At 67.8% G+C, this 16208-nt stretch carries 14 protein-coding genes and 3 pseudogenes; 8 read left to right on the top strand and 9 right to left on the bottom strand.

The genetic code is table 11. The features are described 5' to 3' along the window. Window positions 1–41: 41 nt before the first annotated feature. From BMG07_RS04885 to BMG07_RS04875, 3 genes and pseudogenes are all read right to left on the bottom strand, one after another. The gene (locus BMG07_RS04885; protein WP_198083604.1) at window positions 42–230 is read right to left on the bottom strand and encodes a hypothetical protein; all 189 of its coding nucleotides are present in this window, start codon (window positions 228–230) and stop codon (window positions 42–44) included. Continuing rightward, window positions 227–1374 (bottom strand): annotated as a pseudogene (locus tag BMG07_RS04880) (PepSY-associated TM helix domain-containing protein). The gene BMG07_RS04885 and the pseudogene BMG07_RS04880 overlap by 4 nt, the downstream one beginning before the upstream one ends. A gap of 37 nt (window positions 1375–1411) precedes the next feature. Further along, window positions 1412–3508, bottom strand: a complete 2097-nt coding sequence (locus BMG07_RS04875; RefSeq protein ID WP_198083603.1) for a TonB-dependent siderophore receptor — start codon at window positions 3506–3508, stop codon at window positions 1412–1414. A gap of 182 nt (window positions 3509–3690) precedes the next feature. On the opposite strand from BMG07_RS04875, the gene BMG07_RS04870 reads away from it, so the two are divergent. Next, window positions 3691–5280, top strand: a complete 1590-nt coding sequence (locus tag BMG07_RS04870; RefSeq protein ID WP_198083602.1) for a phospholipase D family protein — start codon at window positions 3691–3693, stop codon at window positions 5278–5280. A 12-nt stretch (window positions 5281–5292) separates the two neighbouring features. Here BMG07_RS04870 and BMG07_RS04865 read toward each other — a convergent pair. Continuing rightward, window positions 5293–6548: pseudogene (locus BMG07_RS04865) on the bottom strand (Zn-dependent hydrolase). A gap of 117 nt (window positions 6549–6665) precedes the next feature. Between BMG07_RS04865 and BMG07_RS04860 the strand changes: the two are divergent. Beyond that, on the top strand, window positions 6666–7043 hold the full coding sequence (locus tag BMG07_RS04860) for a hypothetical protein (protein ID WP_198083601.1): 378 nt from the start codon (window positions 6666–6668) through the stop codon (window positions 7041–7043). A gap of 52 nt (window positions 7044–7095) precedes the next feature. Here the strand turns inward: BMG07_RS04860 and BMG07_RS04855 are convergent, their stop codons facing one another. Then, window positions 7096–7512 (bottom strand): VOC family protein, encoded by a 417-nt coding sequence (locus BMG07_RS04855; protein ID WP_198083600.1) that lies wholly within the window; start codon window positions 7510–7512, stop codon window positions 7096–7098. Next, window positions 7509–8042 (bottom strand): helix-turn-helix domain-containing protein, encoded by a 534-nt coding sequence (locus BMG07_RS04850; protein WP_198083599.1) that lies wholly within the window; start codon window positions 8040–8042, stop codon window positions 7509–7511. Before BMG07_RS04850 ends, BMG07_RS04855 begins: the two co-directional genes overlap by 4 nt. Window positions 8043–8164: 122 nt before the next feature. Between BMG07_RS04850 and BMG07_RS04845 the strand changes: the two genes are divergently transcribed. Next, on the top strand, window positions 8165–9550 hold the full coding sequence (locus BMG07_RS04845) for an MDR family MFS transporter (protein WP_198083598.1): 1386 nt from the start codon (window positions 8165–8167) through the stop codon (window positions 9548–9550). A gap of 19 nt (window positions 9551–9569) precedes the next feature. Here the strand turns inward: BMG07_RS04845 and BMG07_RS04840 are convergent, their stop codons facing one another. Beyond that, window positions 9570–9830 (bottom strand): helix-turn-helix transcriptional regulator, encoded by a 261-nt coding sequence (locus BMG07_RS04840; protein WP_198083597.1) that lies wholly within the window; start codon window positions 9828–9830, stop codon window positions 9570–9572. Window positions 9831–9904: 74 nt separating this feature from the next. On the opposite strand from BMG07_RS04840, the pseudogene BMG07_RS04835 reads away from it, so the two are divergent. Then, a pseudogene (locus tag BMG07_RS04835) lies at window positions 9905–10926 on the top strand (RNA methyltransferase). A 42-nt stretch (window positions 10927–10968) separates the two neighbouring features. On the opposite strand, the gene BMG07_RS04830 reads toward BMG07_RS04835, so the two are convergent. Beyond that, window positions 10969–11739: an alpha/beta fold hydrolase gene (locus tag BMG07_RS04830; RefSeq protein WP_198083596.1), complete on the bottom strand. Its 771-nt coding sequence runs from the start codon at window positions 11737–11739 to the stop codon at window positions 10969–10971. A gap of 209 nt (window positions 11740–11948) precedes the next feature. Here BMG07_RS04830 and BMG07_RS04825 point away from each other — a divergent pair, with 209 nt between their 5' ends. Continuing rightward, on the top strand, window positions 11949–12452 hold the full coding sequence (locus BMG07_RS04825; RefSeq protein ID WP_198083595.1) for a hypothetical protein: 504 nt from the start codon (window positions 11949–11951) through the stop codon (window positions 12450–12452). 15 nt (window positions 12453–12467) lie between these two features. Then, window positions 12468–13025, top strand: coding sequence for a hypothetical protein (locus BMG07_RS04820; protein WP_198083594.1), 558 nt, complete (start codon window positions 12468–12470; stop codon window positions 13023–13025). A gap of 27 nt (window positions 13026–13052) precedes the next feature. Here BMG07_RS04820 and BMG07_RS04815 read toward each other — a convergent pair whose 3' ends face one another. Beyond that, window positions 13053–14477 (bottom strand): short-chain fatty acyl-CoA regulator family protein, encoded by a 1425-nt coding sequence (locus BMG07_RS04815; protein WP_198083593.1) that lies wholly within the window; start codon window positions 14475–14477, stop codon window positions 13053–13055. A 138-nt stretch (window positions 14478–14615) separates the two neighbouring features. On the opposite strand from BMG07_RS04815, the gene BMG07_RS04810 reads away from it, so the two are divergent. Continuing rightward, entirely contained in the window at window positions 14616–15017 is a 402-nt protein-coding gene (locus BMG07_RS04810) for an acyl-CoA thioesterase (protein ID WP_198083592.1), read from the top strand. After that, window positions 15014–16195 carry a 2-methylcitrate synthase gene (gene prpC / locus BMG07_RS04805; RefSeq protein WP_198083591.1) on the top strand — a complete coding sequence of 394 codons (1182 nt, stop codon included), beginning with the start codon at window positions 15014–15016 and terminating at the stop codon, window positions 16193–16195. Before BMG07_RS04810 ends, prpC begins: the two co-directional genes overlap by 4 nt. Window positions 16196–16208: the final 13 nt, after the last annotated feature.

Raw genomic sequence — 16208 nt, 5'->3', positions numbered from 1 at the left:
TTCTGTCCGCCCGCCCGCCGGTGGTCAGCGGGCCGGGCGTCCTAGCGGGCGGGAGACCGTCGCCAGCCGAACCAGACACATACGACAACCGGGATGCCCAGCGCGATCCACGCGACGATGTCGCCGAAGCCGCCGTCGCTGAAGAGCGCGGAGATCAGGCCCAGGGTGGTGAGCAGGCCGAGCGCGATCGGCCAGCTCCACATGCGCCAGAAGCCGTGCGGATGTTTCATGCCTGAGCTTTCATGGCCGCCGCCTGGGCGGCGGCCGGTGCGGCGGGCACCGTCTTGCCGCGCTTGAGCCACAGGTACAGCCCGCTGCCCAGCACGATGATGGTTGCGATGTCGAGCAGCGCCCACAGGATCTGCATCGGCATGCCGCCGTAGTCGCCGAAGTGCAGCGGCTGCGACAGCAGCAGCGCCGTGAGGTACCAGGGCAGCCTGGGCGACGCCGTGACTTCGGCGGTCTTGGCGTCGACCAGCACCGGCTGGAACAGCTTGGAGCTGAAGGGCTCGTTGCCGCGCATGAAGAAGGTGTTGTGGTGCGGGCTGGAGAACGAGGTGCCCGGGAACGCGATGAACGACAGCTTCATGCCGGGCGCATGCTGCAACGCCGCGTCCATCGAGCGCTGCACCGAGCCCCGCTGCGACACCGCCACCACGGGCTCGTTCTTGTAGGGCGCGAGCAGCGCGCTGAGCTGGTCGTACTGCCAGTACTTGATGAGCAGGTCGGCCCACGTGTTGATCATGCCGGTGGAGCCCACCACGAACAGCCACACCAGCGTGACCACGCCCAGCAGGTTGTGCAGGTCGAGCCACTTCAGGCGCGGGCGCTTGTCGCGCCGCACCGTGCCGAAGTCGAGCTTGCGCATGAACGGCGAATACAGCACCACGCCCGAGACGATGGCCACCAGCAGCAGCAGCCCCATGAAGCCGAGGAACAGCTTGCCCGGCAGGCCCGCGAACAGGTCGACGTGCAGCTTGAACATGACGTACATGAAGCCCTCGTCGAACCTGGCTGCGCCAGCACCTCGCCCGTGCGCGCGTCGACCGCGACCGACTTGAAGTCGTCCGTGGGCGCCGGCGTGGGCGTGAGCGTGACGAACCACAGGCCGTCGTCGTCCTCGGGCTGCGAGGCGAACTGCACCACGCGGTCGGGATGCTTGGCCTTGGCGATGTCGAGCACGCGGTCCAGGCTGATGCGCGGCGTGTGGGCCGGCATCTTGGGCGCCTCGACCTCGGTGCCCAGCAGGTGGCCGATCTCGTGGTGGAAGATCAGCGGCAGCCCCGTGATGCACAGCAGCAGCATGAACACCGTGCACACCAGGCTGCTCCACTTGTGCACCCAGGCCCAGGTCTTGATCTTTCGGCTGTTCATGTCGTGGGGGCTGTCATTGAAGGGTGGGTTCCAGAAATCAGAAGCGGTAGGTCGCGCTGGCCACGATGTTGCGGCGCGAACCGTACCAGCAGTCCCCGCGCGACAGGCAGGTCGAGAAATACACCTTGTCCGTCACGTTGTTGATGTTGAGCGCATAGCGCCACTGCGCGGTCTCGTAGGCGAACACCAGGTCGGCCAGGGCCACGCCCGGAATGCGCGGACCCACGCCCGACTGCATGTCGCGGAACGAGCTCATCATGCGCAGGCCGGCGCCGGCCGAGAAGCCGTTCACGCCGCCCACCGAGAACCGGTACTTGGCCCACACGCTGGCCTGGTGCTTGGGCAGACCTTCGATCAGCGCATCGGCGTCGGTGTAGTTGTAGTGGGCGATGACGTCCAGGTTGGGGCCGATGGAGCCCTTGGCCTCCAGCTCCACGCCGCGGGTCTTGGTCTGGCCGAGCTGCGTGAACACCTTGGGCTGCGGCTCGACGATCTGGTTCTTCTCGCGCAGGTCGTACACGGCGGCGCTGAAGGCCACGGCGCGGTCCTTGGGCTCGTACTTCACGCCCGCTTCCCACTGCTCGCCGCGCAGCGGCGTGAAGATGCGGCCTTCGCGCGCGGACTGCGGCGTGAACGACTCGCTGTAGCTGATGTAGGGCGACCAGCCCGAGGGCGACGCGTACATCAGGCCGAAGCGCTTGGTGGTGGCGCTGCTCTTCTGGTCGTCGCTGCCTTCGGCGCTGGCCACGGCCTTGTCGTGGCGCAGGCCGGCCACGAAGATCCAGTTGTCCAGCTTGACCTGGTCCTGCAGGTACAGGCCGTCCTGGCGCTGGCGGGTGCGCGGACGCGCGGTGCGCTCGGGCGCGTCGAGGTGGCCGTAGACGGGCGCGTACACGTCGATGGTGTCGAAGGTGGTGCCGCCCCACACGCTCTCGCGCTGGCGCGAGAAATCGGCGCCCACCAGCAGCGTGTGCTTCAGCGCGCCGGTCTGGAAGTGGCCCTCGACGTGGTTGTCGACCGTCTGCGTGCGGTTGCGGGTCAGCGTGCTGTCGTAGTAGCGGGCGAGCACGCGCTTGAAGATCGGATCTGTGGACCAGCTGTCGAACCCCGAGAACGCGCCGCCGTAGTGGTAGCGGTTGTCGTTTTCGTTGCGCGCGTAGCGGAAGTTCTGCCGGAAGGTCCAGTTGTCGTCGAACTTGTGTTCGAACTGCCAGCCGAAGGTCTTGCGCTCGCTGTCGTAGAAGTCGCCCGGCTCGCCGATGAAGCGGCTGCTCGGCAGGCGCCCGTTGGGGTTGGGCAGCAAGGTGCCTTCCCACGGCAGGAACTGCGAGCTGCTGCCGCTCTTGTCCTTCTGCCACAGGCCTTGCAGCGTGAGCGAGGTCATGGCGTTGGGCCGCCAGCTGAGCGAGGGCGCGATCACGCTGCGGTCGTCGGGCACGTGGTCGACCTGCGTGTCCGACTTGCGCTGCAGCGCGATCAGCCGGTACGACAGCGTGCCCTCGGCGTTGAGCGGGCCGGTCAGGTCGGCCTGGATCTGCTTGCGGCCGAAGCTGCCGAACTGCACGCCCACCTCGCGCTGCGCTTCCTGCAGCGGCCGCTTGCTGACCATGTTGACCACGCCGGCGGCCGTGCCCGCGCCGAACAGCATGCCCGAAGGGCCGCGCAGCACTTCGAGCCGCTCCAGCGTGTAGGGCTCGGTGCGCGTGGTGCTGGTGTAGTAGCCGTAGGACTGGCGCAGGCCGTCCAGGTACACGTCGGGGCTGGCGCCGCGCACGCGCACGGAGTCGGTCCGCGAGTCGAGGCCGTAGGCGTCGGAGCGCACGCCGGCGGCGTAGTTGAGCGCGTCCTGCAGGTTGGTGGCACCCTGGTCGACGATCTGGTCGCGCGTGACCACGGTCACGGACTGGGGCGTTTCGGACAACGGGGTGTCGGTCTTGGTGGCGGTGACCGCATTCTTCGCGCGATAGCCGATGACCGGCGTCTTCGCTGTCTCGGCTTCGGCATTGGCGTCCACCCGCACTTCCGGCAGGGAACCTGCATTCACCGACTGGGCCAGCACCTGCTGCTGCATGTAGATCGCCAGGCACCCCACCAGCACCGATGCGGCCTTGCGCCGCGCCACCGAACTCACCATTGCTGCTCCACTCCAAAAGATAATTAAGAATGATTCGCATTTTACAGTTCACAAAGTCGCGATTCGGCCAATTTCCGAGGGGTGCGCAGGGCGTTGCGTTGTGAAATTGCGTCTACGAAAAAGGGGCTGAAAGGCTACGATCCCGCCCGCACGCATTTCCTCCTCTCGCGTCGGTCGACCCCATGCCCAAGCTCATTGCCTTTCTGTTTTCCGCGCTGCGCGGCCCGGCGCTGTGGCTGGTGGCCCTGGCATTGACCGGTTGCGCCGGCCTGCCTCCCCGCGCACCGGAAGCGCCGGTAACGGCCATCGCCGCCTCGCAGGCCACCGAACTCGGCCGCGCCGCCACGAGCCTGAACACCCCGCCCGACGGCCTGACCAGCATGCGCCCGCTGATCGAGGCTTCGTATGCGCTCGACGCCCGCCTGGAGCTGATGCGGCGCGCCCAGTCCTCGCTCGACGTGCAGACCTACCAGCTGGGCAACGACAAGACCGGCCGCCTGCTGCTGCGCGAATTGCGCAATGCCGCGCGGCGCGGCGTGCGCGTGCGGCTGTTGCTCGACGACTTCTACACCGCCGGCATGGACCGCCTGCTGCTGGGCCTTGCCGCCGAGCCCAACGCCGAGGTGCGGCTGTTCAACCCCTTCGTCAACATGCGCGACCATTCGTCGGGCCGCTGGCTGGAGTTCTTCACCGACTTCCGCCGGCTCAACCATCGCATGCACAACAAGCTGTTCGTGGCCGACGGCGCCATGGCCATCGCGGGCGGACGCAACCTGGCCGACGAGTACTTCCTGCGCAGCGAGAGCGCGAACTTCATCGACTTCGAGCTGCTGCTGGCCGGCCCGGTCGTGCCCGAGGCCGCGGCCATCTTCGACACCTACTGGAACAGCGACGTGGTCTACCCGCTGCGGCGGGTGGCCAGCACCAGCCGCACGCCGGAAGCGCTGAAGGCCGATTTCGAAACCGCCACCTCCCCCACGTTCGCGCCGCCGCCCGACCCGTTGCCCATCACCGACCTGCTGGGCGACCTGCCGCTGGCCGCCCAGCTCGCCAACATCGACGAAGCCAAGTGGATGCGCGCCGAGGCCCACGCCTCCGCCGACAGCCCCAACAAGGCGCTGGGCGTCATGGCGCAGCCCACCGAGCCGCTGGCGCAGCGCTTCCACGAAATGCTGGCCACCGCGCAGTCGAACGTGGTGGTGATCTCGCCCTACTTCATTCCGGGCGACGAGGGCATGGAGCGCATCCGCATGGGCCGCGCGCACGGCGTGAACATCACCGTCATCACCAACTCGCTGGCCGACAGCGACGAGCCGCTGGTCAACATCAACTACAACCGCTACCGTGTCGACATGCTCAAGCTGGGCGTGAACCTGTACGAGGTGAGCACGCAGCAGCTGCGGCGCAGCGGCCAGTTCCGCGACCTGCTGAAAAAGGCGCGCGGCCGGCTGCACGCCAAGCTGGCGCTGGTCGACCGGCAATGGGTGCTGCTCGGCTCCATGAACCTCGATCCGCGCTCGGCGCGCCTGAACACCGAATTCGGCGTGCGCGTGCGCAGCTTCGACCTGACGCAGGCGCTGCTGTTCGCCTACCAGCTCGACGACATCGAGGGCGTGTACCGCGTCACGCTCAAGCCCGACGGCCAGAACGTGCAGTGGGTCGGCACCGGCGACGTCAACAACGAAGTGCTCGACAGCGAACCCGACTCCAGCATGCTCACGCGGCTGCAGCTGCTGCTGTTCTCGTGGTTCGTGCCGACCGACCAGCTGTAGGCCGGGCCCTGCTCAGCGCAGGTCCAGCGCCCTGAGCGTCTCGGCCAGCACCAGGGTGCCGGCCGCCACCTGCGCTTGACTCGCCCACTCTTCCTGGCAGTGGCTGCGCCCGTCCAGGCAGGGAATGAAGATCATGCCCATCGGCCCCGCCGCCGCCACGTGCATGGCGTCGTGGCCCGCGCCGCTGGGCAACGGCCTGTGCGACAGGCCCAGGCGATCAGCCGCCCCCGCCACGGCCTGCATGACCACCTCGGAGCAGGCCGTGGGCGGCGTGCGGGTCAGCGGCTCCATCGAGCAGGCGAGGCGCAGCTTCTGCAGCTCGTCGCGGCACAGGGCCAGCAGCCGCTCCGGAAAATCGTCCAGCACCGACTGCGCGTTGCTGCGCACCTCCAGCACCATGTCGACGCGGCCCGGCACGGCATTGGGCACATTGGGGCTCATCGAGATGCGCCCGATCGTCGCCACCACGTAGTGCGGGCGCCCGTCCATGGCGCTGGCTTCGCGGTGCGCCATTTCGATCAGCCGGGCGGCGCCCACCAGCGCGTCGCGGCGGATGTTCATCGGCGTGGTGCCCGCGTGGTCGGGCTGGCCCGTGACCGTGAGCGCCACGCGGCGGATGCCGACGATGTCGGTCACCACGCCGATGGGCAAGCCCTCGCGCTCCAGCACCGGGCCCTGCTCGATGTGCAACTCCACGAACGCGGCGATGCCGCCAGGGCCCCGGGCCGCGCCGGCCAGCGCGTCGGCATCGGGCCGCGCGCCGATGCGCCGCATGGCCTGCGCCAGGCTCTCGCCGGCGTCGTTGCACGAGGCCAGCATGGCGTCGTCCAGCGTGCCCGCGAAGGCCCGGCTGCCCACGCACGAAATGCCGTAGTCGCTGGGCTCCTCGGACAGGAAGTCGATCACCTCCAGCGGGTGGCGCAGCGCAACGCCGCGCTCGTGCAGCGACTGCGCCACCTCGAGCCCCGCGAGCACGCCCAGGATGCCGTCGAAGCGGCCACCGCCCACCACGGTGTCGCAATGCGAGCCGGTGACCAGCGGCGCCAGCCCGGGCTGCGTGCCCTCGCGGCGGCCGGTGAGGTTGCCGGCCGCGTCGGTGTGGACCGCGAGGCCGGCCTGCGCGAACTCGCCGCGCAGCCAATCCCGGGCCTGTCGAATTCGGGCGAGAAGGCGCGGCGGGTCCAGGGAACGTCGGGGCGGGTGAAGGAAGCGAGGATTTCGAGGCGGCGCCAGAGGCGATCGGCGTCAATGGAGAGAGATGAAGACATCCCCCGATGTTCGCTCGGCTGGCGCGCTTCCTGAAGAAAGGACCCGCGATACGACGCAAGAATTTTGCGTGGGCTACATTGCCGGACGATCTTCAAGAATCCCGGAGGAACGTTCACATGAGCCACATCTGCATGGTATTTTTTCGCGCCGGCACCTGCGACCTGGAGGCCGCGGCCTCTTCGCTGCGTGACCAGGGCCTGGAGGTTTCGCAAGCGCCCGACCTGCTGGTGGCGAGCAGCAACGGCTCGCCGGAATTCCGCATCCGCCTTTCGAACGCACCGCACGTCCTGGCGGAAGCCATCGAGATCGGCGCCGGCACACCCGACGAAGCGGCCATGCGGGAGCTGGACGCGCGGTTCGAGGTCGCCATCGACGACCTGGACGAAGCGCTCGACGAGATCAACACGCTCATCGAAGTGCAGGCCGCGCTGCAGGAGGTGTCGAACGGCTACCTGTTCCTGTCGTGGAACGGGCACCTGTCCGGGCCCGGCTGAGCGGCGCCCTCCTGATTCATGCCCGCGGGCGCCGCGGCCCGCGTGCCGCCGTTCATGCAGCGCGCCCTCGCGCCTGGATCATCTTCCAGCCGTTGCCCGCCGGGTCGCGAAAGCCCGCGTCCACGCTGCCGAAGCGCTCGACGGGCTCCTGCGTGAACTCCACGCCGAGGTCGCGCATCCGCAGGTAGGCCGCGCGGCAATCGGTCACGTTCAGCACCAGCGGCGGCATCGCGCCCTTGGCCACCATGCCGCGCAGCGTCTGCGCCGTCGCCTCGTCGTGCATCGGCGGCCCGGGCATGAACAGCCCGAGCTCGAACGAGGGCTGCTCCGGGTGCTGCACCGTCAGCCAGCGATAGGCCCCGTTGCGAACGTCCGCGCACACACGGAACCCGAGCTTCTCGACATAGAACGCCAGCGCTTCGTCCTGATCGTTCACATACAGACCCACCATCCCAATACCTTGGCTCATCGCGTCTCCTTGGTTGAAACCCGGTTTGTACCGGTCGCCACGCGGCGGCGCTTCTCCGAAACTGCTTCGGTGAGATCGGGCCGTTGCGCGGCCTGCAGAACGCAGGCGGGCACACGCTCGATCTGCTGCGCCGCGGCCCGCAGGTGTGGGCGAAGCGCGCTGGGGCTCTCGCCCGTGACGTCGCGAAACGTGCGCCCGAAAGTGCCCAGGCTCTCCCAGCCCGTGGCAAAGGCGATATCGGTGATGGACAGTTCCGTATCGCGCAGCAGGGCCGTCGCCCGCTCGATGCGCCGCGTCAGCAGATAGCGGTGCGGCGGCATGCCGAACGCCTGCTTGAACGAGCGCGCGAAGTGGGCTTCGGAAATGCCGCTCACCGTGGCCAGCCGCAGCACCGGCCAGGCCTCGTGCGACGCGGCGTCCATGCGGTCCTTGGCGCGCAGCAGGCGGCGCAGCAGTTGCGGGTCTTGCGCCGCGCCGCCGTCGTCGTCCGGTGCGGGAGAAAGGGCTCGAGAGTCTTTGCGAACGTGCATGGGCGCCAGGGGGTGGACGGCCGGGGTGGACGGCCGGGGTGGGTGGTGCCCGCGCAGCTTAGCGGGAACGCGTGCCGGCACGCCTCGAATCTCGCCTAATTCCGCTCCCGGACAATGCGCCCATGCCGCCCCGCCACCGCATCGTTCCGCTCATCGTCGCCTCTCCCCTCTTCCTGCAGAACCTCGACACCTCGGTGATGGCCACGGCCCTCCCGACCATCGCGAACGCGCTCGACGTCAGCGTGCTGCACCTGAACCTTGCGATCACCTCGTACCTGCTGAGCCTGGCCGTGTTCCTGCCCGTGAGCGGCTGGCTCGCCGAGCGCTTCGGGCCCAAGCGCGTGTTCTGCGTGGCGGTGGCCTTCTTCTCGCTGGGCTCGACCCTGTGCGGCGCCGCGCAGACGCTGCCGCAGCTGGTGGCGTTCCGGGTGCTGCAGGGGCTGGGCGGCGCGATGATGCTGCCGGTGGGCCGGCTCATCCTGCTGCGCAGCGTGCCGCCCGCGCAGATGGTGTCGGCCATGGTGTGGTTCACCGTGCCGCCCGCGTTCGGCCGGCTGGCCGGGCCGCTGTTCGGCGGCGCCATCGTCACGCTGGCGTCGTGGCGGTGGATCTTTCTCATCAACATCCCCTTCGGCCTGATTGCGATTGCCGGGGCGCTGCGCTTCATCGACGACATGCCCGAAGACCACGCGCCCGCGCCCTTCGACATCGAAGGCTTCGTGCTGCTGGCCTTGGGGCTCACGGCCCTGCTCGGCAGCCTGGAGATGGTGGGCAAGTCGCTGCTGCCGGTGCCGGCCATCTGGGCGATGGCGGGCTTCGGTGCGCTGGCCGCGCTGGCGTATCACCTGCGAAGCCGCCACAAGGCCGCCCCGCTGATCGACCTGGGCATCTTGCGGTACGCCACCTACCGCGCATCGATCATCGGCGGCACCCCGCTGCGCATCGCCATCGGCGCCTCGCCCTTCCTGTTGCCGCTGATGCTGCAACTGGGCTTCGGCCTTTCGCCGCTGGCTTCCGGCAGCCTGACGATGGCCACGGCGCTGGGTTCGCTGGCCACGCGCACGGTCATGGCCAAGGCGATCCGCACGGTCGGGTTCCGCTCGCTGCTGGTGGGCGCCACCTGCCTGACGAGCCTTTGCTACGTGAGCTACGGCCAGTTTCACCCGAGCACGCCGCACGTGCAGATCTTCATCACGCTGCTGTTCGGCGGACTGGTGAATTCGATGGCCATGGTGTCGCTGCAGACGCTGGGCTTCTCGCAGATTCCCAAGCCCCGCATGAGCCACGCGGCCACGCTGAACAGCATGGCGCAGCAACTGTCGCTGAGCCTGGGCGTGACGCTCGGCGCCACGCTGGTCACGCTGGCGGCGTGGTGGAACGGCAGCGGCGCCGGCCAGCTGACGGCGGCGGATTTTTCGCCGGCCTTCGGGGTGGTGGGGGCGATGACGCTGCTGTCGCTGCTGTCGTTCACCAAGCTGTCGAAGGATGAGGGGGCGGGGTTGCGTTGATGCAGCCTCGCGCTGCGTCTTACTCGCCCGCCCCGGGCTTTTGCAGCTGCACCGAGATCCCGTACAGCGCCAGCAGCCCCACCATGTGCCCGACCGAAACGCCCGGCTCGCCCGATTCGATGCGCGCAATGGTCTGCACATGAACGCCCAAGCGGGCCGCGGCGGCGGCCTGGCCTTCGCCGGCGCTTGTGCGCGCTAGCTTGGCCGCGGCGCCCAGCGCCTTGATCGACTGGAGGGCGTCGTCCCCGATATCCACAGAAATTCGTTTGCCTTGCGCCATGCCGGCATTGTCTGCCAGCGGACCGGCGCGCGGCGGCCGCCGGGCACAATCTGGGGCCCAGAGCCCCTCATTGCATGCGAATCCACGAACTGAAACGACGACTGCGAGACGCCGGCGCAGGCCCGAGCCACGAGCAACGGATCTTGCGGCTGTGGTCGCACGCCCTGCCGCGCGACAGCGGCCGGCGCCTGCCCGCGAGCTTCTTTCCGTCGTCGCTGATGGAGGCCCTGCCGGCCATCGAGGCCGAGCTCGCGGGGCTGGCGCGCATCCACTCGGTCCATCCGGGCGCCGACGGGTCCGAGCGGCTGCTGGTCGCCCTGGCGGACGGCCAGACCGTCGAAAGCGTGCTGCTGCCCCGTGACGGCCTGTGCGTGTCGTCGCAAGTCGGGTGCGCCGTCGGGTGCCAGTTCTGCATGACCGGGCGCGACGGCCTGCTGCGCCAGGTGGGGAGCGCCGAGATCATTGCCCAGGTCGCGCTGGCGCGCACGCGCGGCCGGTGCGCAAGGTGGTGTTCATGGGCATGGGCGAGCCCGCGCACAACCTGGACAACGTGCTGGAGGCGATCGAACTGCTCGGCACCATCGGCAACGTCGGCCACAAGAACCTGGTGTTCTCCACGGTGGGCGACGCGCGCGTGTTCGAGCGGCTGCTGCAGGAGCGCGTGAAGCCCGCGCTGGCGCTGTCGCTGCACACAACCGACGCCGCGCTGCGCAGGAAGCTGCTGCCGCGCGCGCCGGACATGACGCCCGAGGAGGTGGTGGCCCAAGGCGAGCGCTATGCGCGTGCCACCGGCTACCCGATCCAGTACCAGTGGACGCTGCTCGAAGGCGTGAACGACGGGCCGGCGGACATCGAGGGCATCGTCCGGTTGCTCTCGGGCAAGTACGGCGTGCTGAACATGATCCCGTTCAACGCGGTCGACGGCGTGGCGTTCAGCCGGCCGTCGTGGGAGCGGTGCGAGCAGATGGCCCGCGCGCTGCACGAGCGCGGCATCCTGACCAAGTTGCGCAACTCGGCGGGGCAGGACATCGACGGCGGCTGCGGCCAACTGCGCGCGCGTGCGGCGCAAGTGCGGATCACGCTTCACAGGGACTGAAGCCGGCCGCCCGGCCGCATCCCCGCCTGCGTGGCTTCTTCTTCAGGCGAACGCGGCGATCCAGTCCCACACCTGTCCCGGCGCCTCGACCATCACGTTGTGGCCGTGCGGGCCGAGTTCGCGGGCGTCGGGGTCGAGGGCGCGGGTCTGCGCCATCGTCACCAGCGCGTCGTCGCGTCCGCGTCCGAGGTGGACGGGGCAACGCGCCAGGGCCATCAGCTCGCTCAGCGGCGGCTTGCCCACGGCGTTGGCGCGCGGGTCCATGGCGAGGCGCCAGCCGCCGTCGCCATCGCCATCGCCGTCCTCCCGCGCGATGCCGCGTGCGACGACGCCGGACTCGGCACTGGCAATGCCGGCCAGGCCGGCGACCTTCACGTAGCGGTCCCATGCTTCTTCCGGCGTCGCGAATTTTCTGGCGGGCTGCGCGGCGAGCGTTTCCATGCGCTGCAGTTCTTCGTCCGTCCACGCGATCTTGATGCCGGCCGCGAAGACCCGGTGCGGCACGACGCCGAACCACCCCGTGGCCAGCGCAAGCCCCACCACGCCGCCCAGCGAATGGCCGAGCACCACGAACCGACCTCCGGCCTCCAGGTGCGGCAGCACCGCGCGCGCGACGCTCGCCGCGTGCTGGCCGATGGCATACGAGGCTTGCCGGGCGGATTGCCCGTGGCCGGGCAGGTCGAGCGCGAGCCAGCGGCCGCGCCACCGCGCGGGTGCCTCGTCGCGCAAAGGCGACCACACCGCGCCCGTCGCGCCCATGCCGTGCAGCATCAGGAGCAGGTCAGGGCCTTCGCCGCCGTGTTCCGTGTACATGTCCGGTGTCTCCAATCGCGGTTCTTGAAGGGGGCAAGAATACCCTTGGCGTGTCCGGCGACTGATCCGTGCAACGGCTGCCGGCCCGTTGATCCGCGTGAACGTGAGCGCGGTATCACCGGGCGCCGAATCGTGAATGACGGCCGGCTATCGAAGAGAAGCCGTCCGCATGCCCATTCATAATGAATCCAAATATCCAGGAGTGCCCGATGGCAGATCTCAAAGATTTCGTGCAGCAGGAAATGAAAAGACAGCAGCGCGCTCAAACAGTCGATTGGAGCAAGCGAAAGGCGCGATGGCTGGAAGAATTGGAGAAGATTTTCGGATCGATCCGTGAGTTCCTCGTCGCGGCTGGGCTGCCCCGGGAGCAGATCGAGCAAACGACGGCGTCCATTACGGAAGACACGCTCGGCACCTATTCCGCTCCGGCGCTCAGGTTGCGACTTCCCGCGGGAGGTCAGGTTGATTTCAAACCCGTTGCATCCGTAATTGTTGGCGGGTTCGGGCGCATCGATGTCACGGGACCCACGGGACGAAGAGTGAAGCTCATCGCAGAAGACGCAGTCGAAGATCGGGATGCGGACGATCAATTGCCTTCGTACGAGCGCGACTGGATATGGAATGTCTATCCGGGCACGGGGATCAGGGACACCTACAAGTTCGATGAGCAGGGGTTGGCGGCCCTGCTGTTGCTCGTCTCCGCGCGTTCATAAGAAAACTCGGTTGCCATGTACATCTCGCTGGCTGAGGTTGAAACTTGGTATGTCACCACTCTGGATGGCTTGTACTACCTGGAAAAGGCGCTTCACAGCGATGTGAAGAAGCTCGTAAAACTGAGCGACGCGACCATCGAGCAGATCCGGGGAATGCCTGAAGCGGTATGGAAAAAATTCCTCGAGGGACGTGAGTCGGAGCACGAGATGTTCGGCTCGCTGGCAGCGCTGGCAGCCTTCGAAGGCACGATCCGGCGCGACGCAGCGTGGCGCGGAGCCAAGAGGCAACACGCAGCAAAATACTTCAATACCTTCAGCGCGATCACCGGAGAAAAGCATCCCAAGATCGTCGAAATCATTGCCCTTTGGGAAAAGGAATTCCAGGGGCAACCACTGAAAAGGGAATTGAGCGTTCTGCGCAGCCTTTTCTCTGATCGGAACAAGATTGCGCATGGCAGGGCATACCGTGGACAGTTCGCCTTTGAACCCATCTTCAGGAAACTCGACAAAGCCTGGGGTGTGTGGCGCTCGGCCGTCCCGGATTTCGGCGAGTACGAAGCGGATGAAAGTTGACTGTGCTTCGCGGCATGCCCGCACGCATCAGGCATCCGCCACCGCATACGGCGTGAACCGGCTTTCGTTCTCGTTCACGTCCAGCGCCCGCCCGATGAACGGAAACGCCCGCTGCGGGCAGGCCACGCGCTCGCACACCTTGCATCCCATGCCGATGGGCGTGGGCACCTCCTGGTCGGTCAGGTCCAGGCCTTTGGCATAGATCAGCCGCGAGGCATGGCGGATGTCGCAGCCCAGGCCGATCGAGAAGGTCTTGCTCGCTGAAGCAAAGCCGCGCTGCCCGTGCGACACGGTGCGCGCCACCCACAGGTAGGTGCGCCCGTCGGGCATGCGCGCCAGCTGCCGCAAGACGCGCCCGGGCTGCGCGAACGCCTCGTACACGTTCCACAGCGGGCAGGTGCCGCCGGTCTTGGAAAAGTGAAAGTGCGTGGCCGACTGCCGCTTGGAGATATTGCCCGCGCGGTCCACCCGGATGAAGAAGAAAGGCACGCCCGGCGCGCCGGGCCGCTGCATGGAGCTCAGGCGGTGGCACACGGTCTCGAAGCCCACGCCGAAGCGGCGCGCCAGCAGGTCGATGTCGTAGCGCAGCGTTTCCGCGGCCTTCAGGAAGATGCCGTAGGGCAGCAGCATGGCGCTGGCAAAGTAGTTGGCCAGGCCGATGCGGGCCAGTGCGTGCGTTGGCCCGTCGCCGAAGTTGGCGCTCTCCACCAGCGACTCGATGGCCTGCGTCTGCTCCAGCAGCGCCAGTTGCGTCGCCAGCTGGAACGCCTGCTGCCCCGGCTCCAGGCTGCCCGATAGGTGCAGCACGCGGCTCGTGGGGTCGTAGCGGCGCTGGCTGTCGACCGCGTCGTCCTCGGTGGGCACCACGCGCACGCCGTGCTGCTTCATGAGCCGCAGCAGCAGCCATTCGGACAGCGGCCCGCCGTGGCCGCGCGCCTCGCCCGCCAGCTTCTCGGCGGCCAGGTCCAATTGCTCGAAGTGGTTCTTGTTGGCGAAGAAGAAGTCGCGCACGGCCTCGAAGGGCATGGGGCGTGTGTGCGTGAGCTCGCCGCCGCGCCCGTCACCCAGCTCGGCGGCCATGATCTCCAGCCGCTCCATGGCCTCCTGGTGGCGGCGGTGCAGCGCGAGCAAGGCCCGCGCCACGGCGGGCATCTGCGAAGCCACCTCGCGCAGCTCGGGCAGGGCTACCGTTTCCCCGCCGGGGTTGTCGGCCAGCGCGTCGCGCATGCTCGATACCAGGCGAGCCTCTTCGTCCTCCGAGAACTGCTGCACGTCGACACCGAGCGTGCGGCTGATCTTGAGCAGCACGGCCACGGTCAGCGGCCGCTGGTTCTGCTCCAGCTGGTTGAGGTAGCTGGGCGACAGGCCCAGCGCGTGGGCCAGCGCCACCTGCGTCATGCCGCGCTCGGCGCGCAGCTTGCGCAGGCGTACGCCCATGAAAGTCTTGCTCATCGTGTGGCTCCTCGAAAAACACGCGGCCTTTGCGAGGCAAGCGTATTCGCAATATTTGCAAAACCCGTGTTTCTCATTCGCAATGATTGGCTAATTCAGTCCTTCATTATGGGCACGCATTTGCGTAAATTGCGAAGCATGACAAACCAGAACACGGCGCTCGAACTCACGGAAATCGTGTTCCCCGAGCATGCCAACCACTACGGCACGCTGTTCGGCGGCAACGCACTGATGCTGATGTCCAAGGCGGCCTTCCTGGCCGCGCGGGCGTTCGCGGCGTGCGACGTGGTGATGGCCGGTTGCAGCGACGCGCAGTTCCTGGCGCCCGTGCCGGTGGGCAGCGTGTTGCGGTTGCGCGCCTGGATCAGCCGCGTGGGCCGCACCTCGCTCACGGTCTGCGTCACCGGCACCGCAGAGCAACTGGGGCAGTCGCCGCGCACGGCGCTCAAGTCGCTGTTCGAGATGGTTGCCGTCGACAAGAACGGACGGCCCGCGCGCATCCCCGGCGCCTACCTGCACAAAGAAAAGGAAGCAGCATGAACGACATCGCCACCCCCACCCCCACCACCACCGCGGCCGCTCCCGGCTTCAAGCCCAAGAAATCCGTGGCCCTGTCCGGCGTGACCGCCGGCAACACCGCGCTGTGCACGGTGGGCCGCACCGGCAACGACCTGCACTATCGCGGCTACGACATCCTGGACATCGCGCAGGTCTGCGAGTTCGAGGAAATCGCCCACCTGCTGGTGCACGGCAAGCTGCCCACGGCCGCCGAACTGCGCGCCTACAAGGCCAGGCTCAAGTCGATGCGCGGCCTGCCCGCCAGCCTGAAGGAAGCGCTGGAGCAACTGCCCGCCAGCGCCCACCCGATGGACGTGATGCGCACCGGCGTGTCGTCGCTGGGCTGCATGCTGCCCGAGAAGGAAGACCACAACGTGCCGGGCGCGCGCGACATCGCCGACCGCCTGATGGCCTCGCTGGGCTCGATGCTGCTGTACTGGTACCACTGGTCGACGCAGGGTAAGCGCATCGACGTGGAAACCGACGACGACTCCATCGGCGCGCACTTTTTGCACCTGCTGCACGGCCGCAAGCCGGGCGCCGCGTGGGAACGCGCCATGCACACCTCGCTCAACCTCTACGCCGAGCACGAGTTCAACGCCTCGACCTTCACCGCGCGCGTGGTGGCCGGCACCGGCTCCGACATGTACTCGGCCATCACCGGCGCCATCGGCGCGCTGCGCGGGCCCAAGCACGGCGGCGCGAACGAAGTGGCCTTCGAGATCCAGAAGCGCTACGACTCGCCCGACGAGGCCGAGGCCGACATCCGCCGCCGCGTCGAGGCCAAGGAAGTGGTCATCGGCTTCGGCCACCCGGTCTACACCGTGAGCGACCCGCGCAACGTGGTCATCAAGGGCGTGGCGCGGTCGCTCTCCGAAGAGGCCGGCGCGACCAAGATGTTCGACATTGCCGAGCGCCTGGAAAGCGTGATGTGGGAAGTCAAGAAGATGTTCCCCAACCTCGACTGGTTCAGCGCCGTGAGCTACCACATGATGGGCGTGCCCACGGCCATGTTCACGCCGCTGTTCGTCATTGCGCGCACCTCGGGCTGGGCCGCGCACATCATCGAGCAGCGCATCGACAACAAGATCATCCGCCCCAGCGCCAACTACACCGGGCCCGAAGACCTGAAGTTCGCGCCGATCCAGGATCGGAAGTAAAAAGAGAGTCTTG

The organism is Variovorax sp. E3 (genome assembly GCF_016082275.1).
In the GTDB taxonomy this organism is placed as follows: Bacteria; Pseudomonadota; Gammaproteobacteria; order Burkholderiales; family Burkholderiaceae_C; genus Variovorax.
Note: the sequence above shows the minus strand (reverse complement) of the source record. Positions and strands in the feature narration are given on the sequence as shown.

What these genes read in the sequence shown, in the direction of transcription:
- BMG07_RS04810 (WP_198083592.1), top strand. Translation starts at nt 14,616, where the DNA reads ATGACAAACCAGAACACGGCGCTCGAACTCACGGAAATCGTGTTCCCC.
- BMG07_RS04820 (WP_198083594.1), top strand. Translation starts at nt 12,468, where the DNA reads ATGTACATCTCGCTGGCTGAGGTTGAAACTTGGTATGTCACCACTCTG.
- BMG07_RS04830 (WP_198083596.1), bottom strand. Translation starts at nt 11,739, where the DNA reads ATGTACACGGAACACGGCGGCGAAGGCCCTGACCTGCTCCTGATGCTG.
- BMG07_RS04815 (WP_198083593.1), bottom strand. Translation starts at nt 14,477, where the DNA reads ATGAGCAAGACTTTCATGGGCGTACGCCTGCGCAAGCTGCGCGCCGAG.
- BMG07_RS04850 (WP_198083599.1), bottom strand. Translation starts at nt 8,042, where the DNA reads ATGCACGTTCGCAAAGACTCTCGAGCCCTTTCTCCCGCACCGGACGAC.
- prpC (WP_198083591.1), top strand. Translation starts at nt 15,014, where the DNA reads ATGAACGACATCGCCACCCCCACCCCCACCACCACCGCGGCCGCTCCC.
- BMG07_RS04860 (WP_198083601.1), top strand. Translation starts at nt 6,666, where the DNA reads ATGAGCCACATCTGCATGGTATTTTTTCGCGCCGGCACCTGCGACCTG.
- BMG07_RS04875 (WP_198083603.1), bottom strand. Translation starts at nt 3,508, where the DNA reads ATGGTGAGTTCGGTGGCGCGGCGCAAGGCCGCATCGGTGCTGGTGGGG.
- BMG07_RS04825 (WP_198083595.1), top strand. Translation starts at nt 11,949, where the DNA reads ATGGCAGATCTCAAAGATTTCGTGCAGCAGGAAATGAAAAGACAGCAG.
- BMG07_RS04855 (WP_198083600.1), bottom strand. Translation starts at nt 7,512, where the DNA reads ATGAGCCAAGGTATTGGGATGGTGGGTCTGTATGTGAACGATCAGGAC.
- BMG07_RS04870 (WP_198083602.1), top strand. Translation starts at nt 3,691, where the DNA reads ATGCCCAAGCTCATTGCCTTTCTGTTTTCCGCGCTGCGCGGCCCGGCG.
- BMG07_RS04840 (WP_198083597.1), bottom strand. Translation starts at nt 9,830, where the DNA reads ATGGCGCAAGGCAAACGAATTTCTGTGGATATCGGGGACGACGCCCTC.
- BMG07_RS04885 (WP_198083604.1), bottom strand. Translation starts at nt 230, where the DNA reads ATGAAACATCCGCACGGCTTCTGGCGCATGTGGAGCTGGCCGATCGCG.
- BMG07_RS04845 (WP_198083598.1), top strand. Translation starts at nt 8,165, where the DNA reads ATGCCGCCCCGCCACCGCATCGTTCCGCTCATCGTCGCCTCTCCCCTC.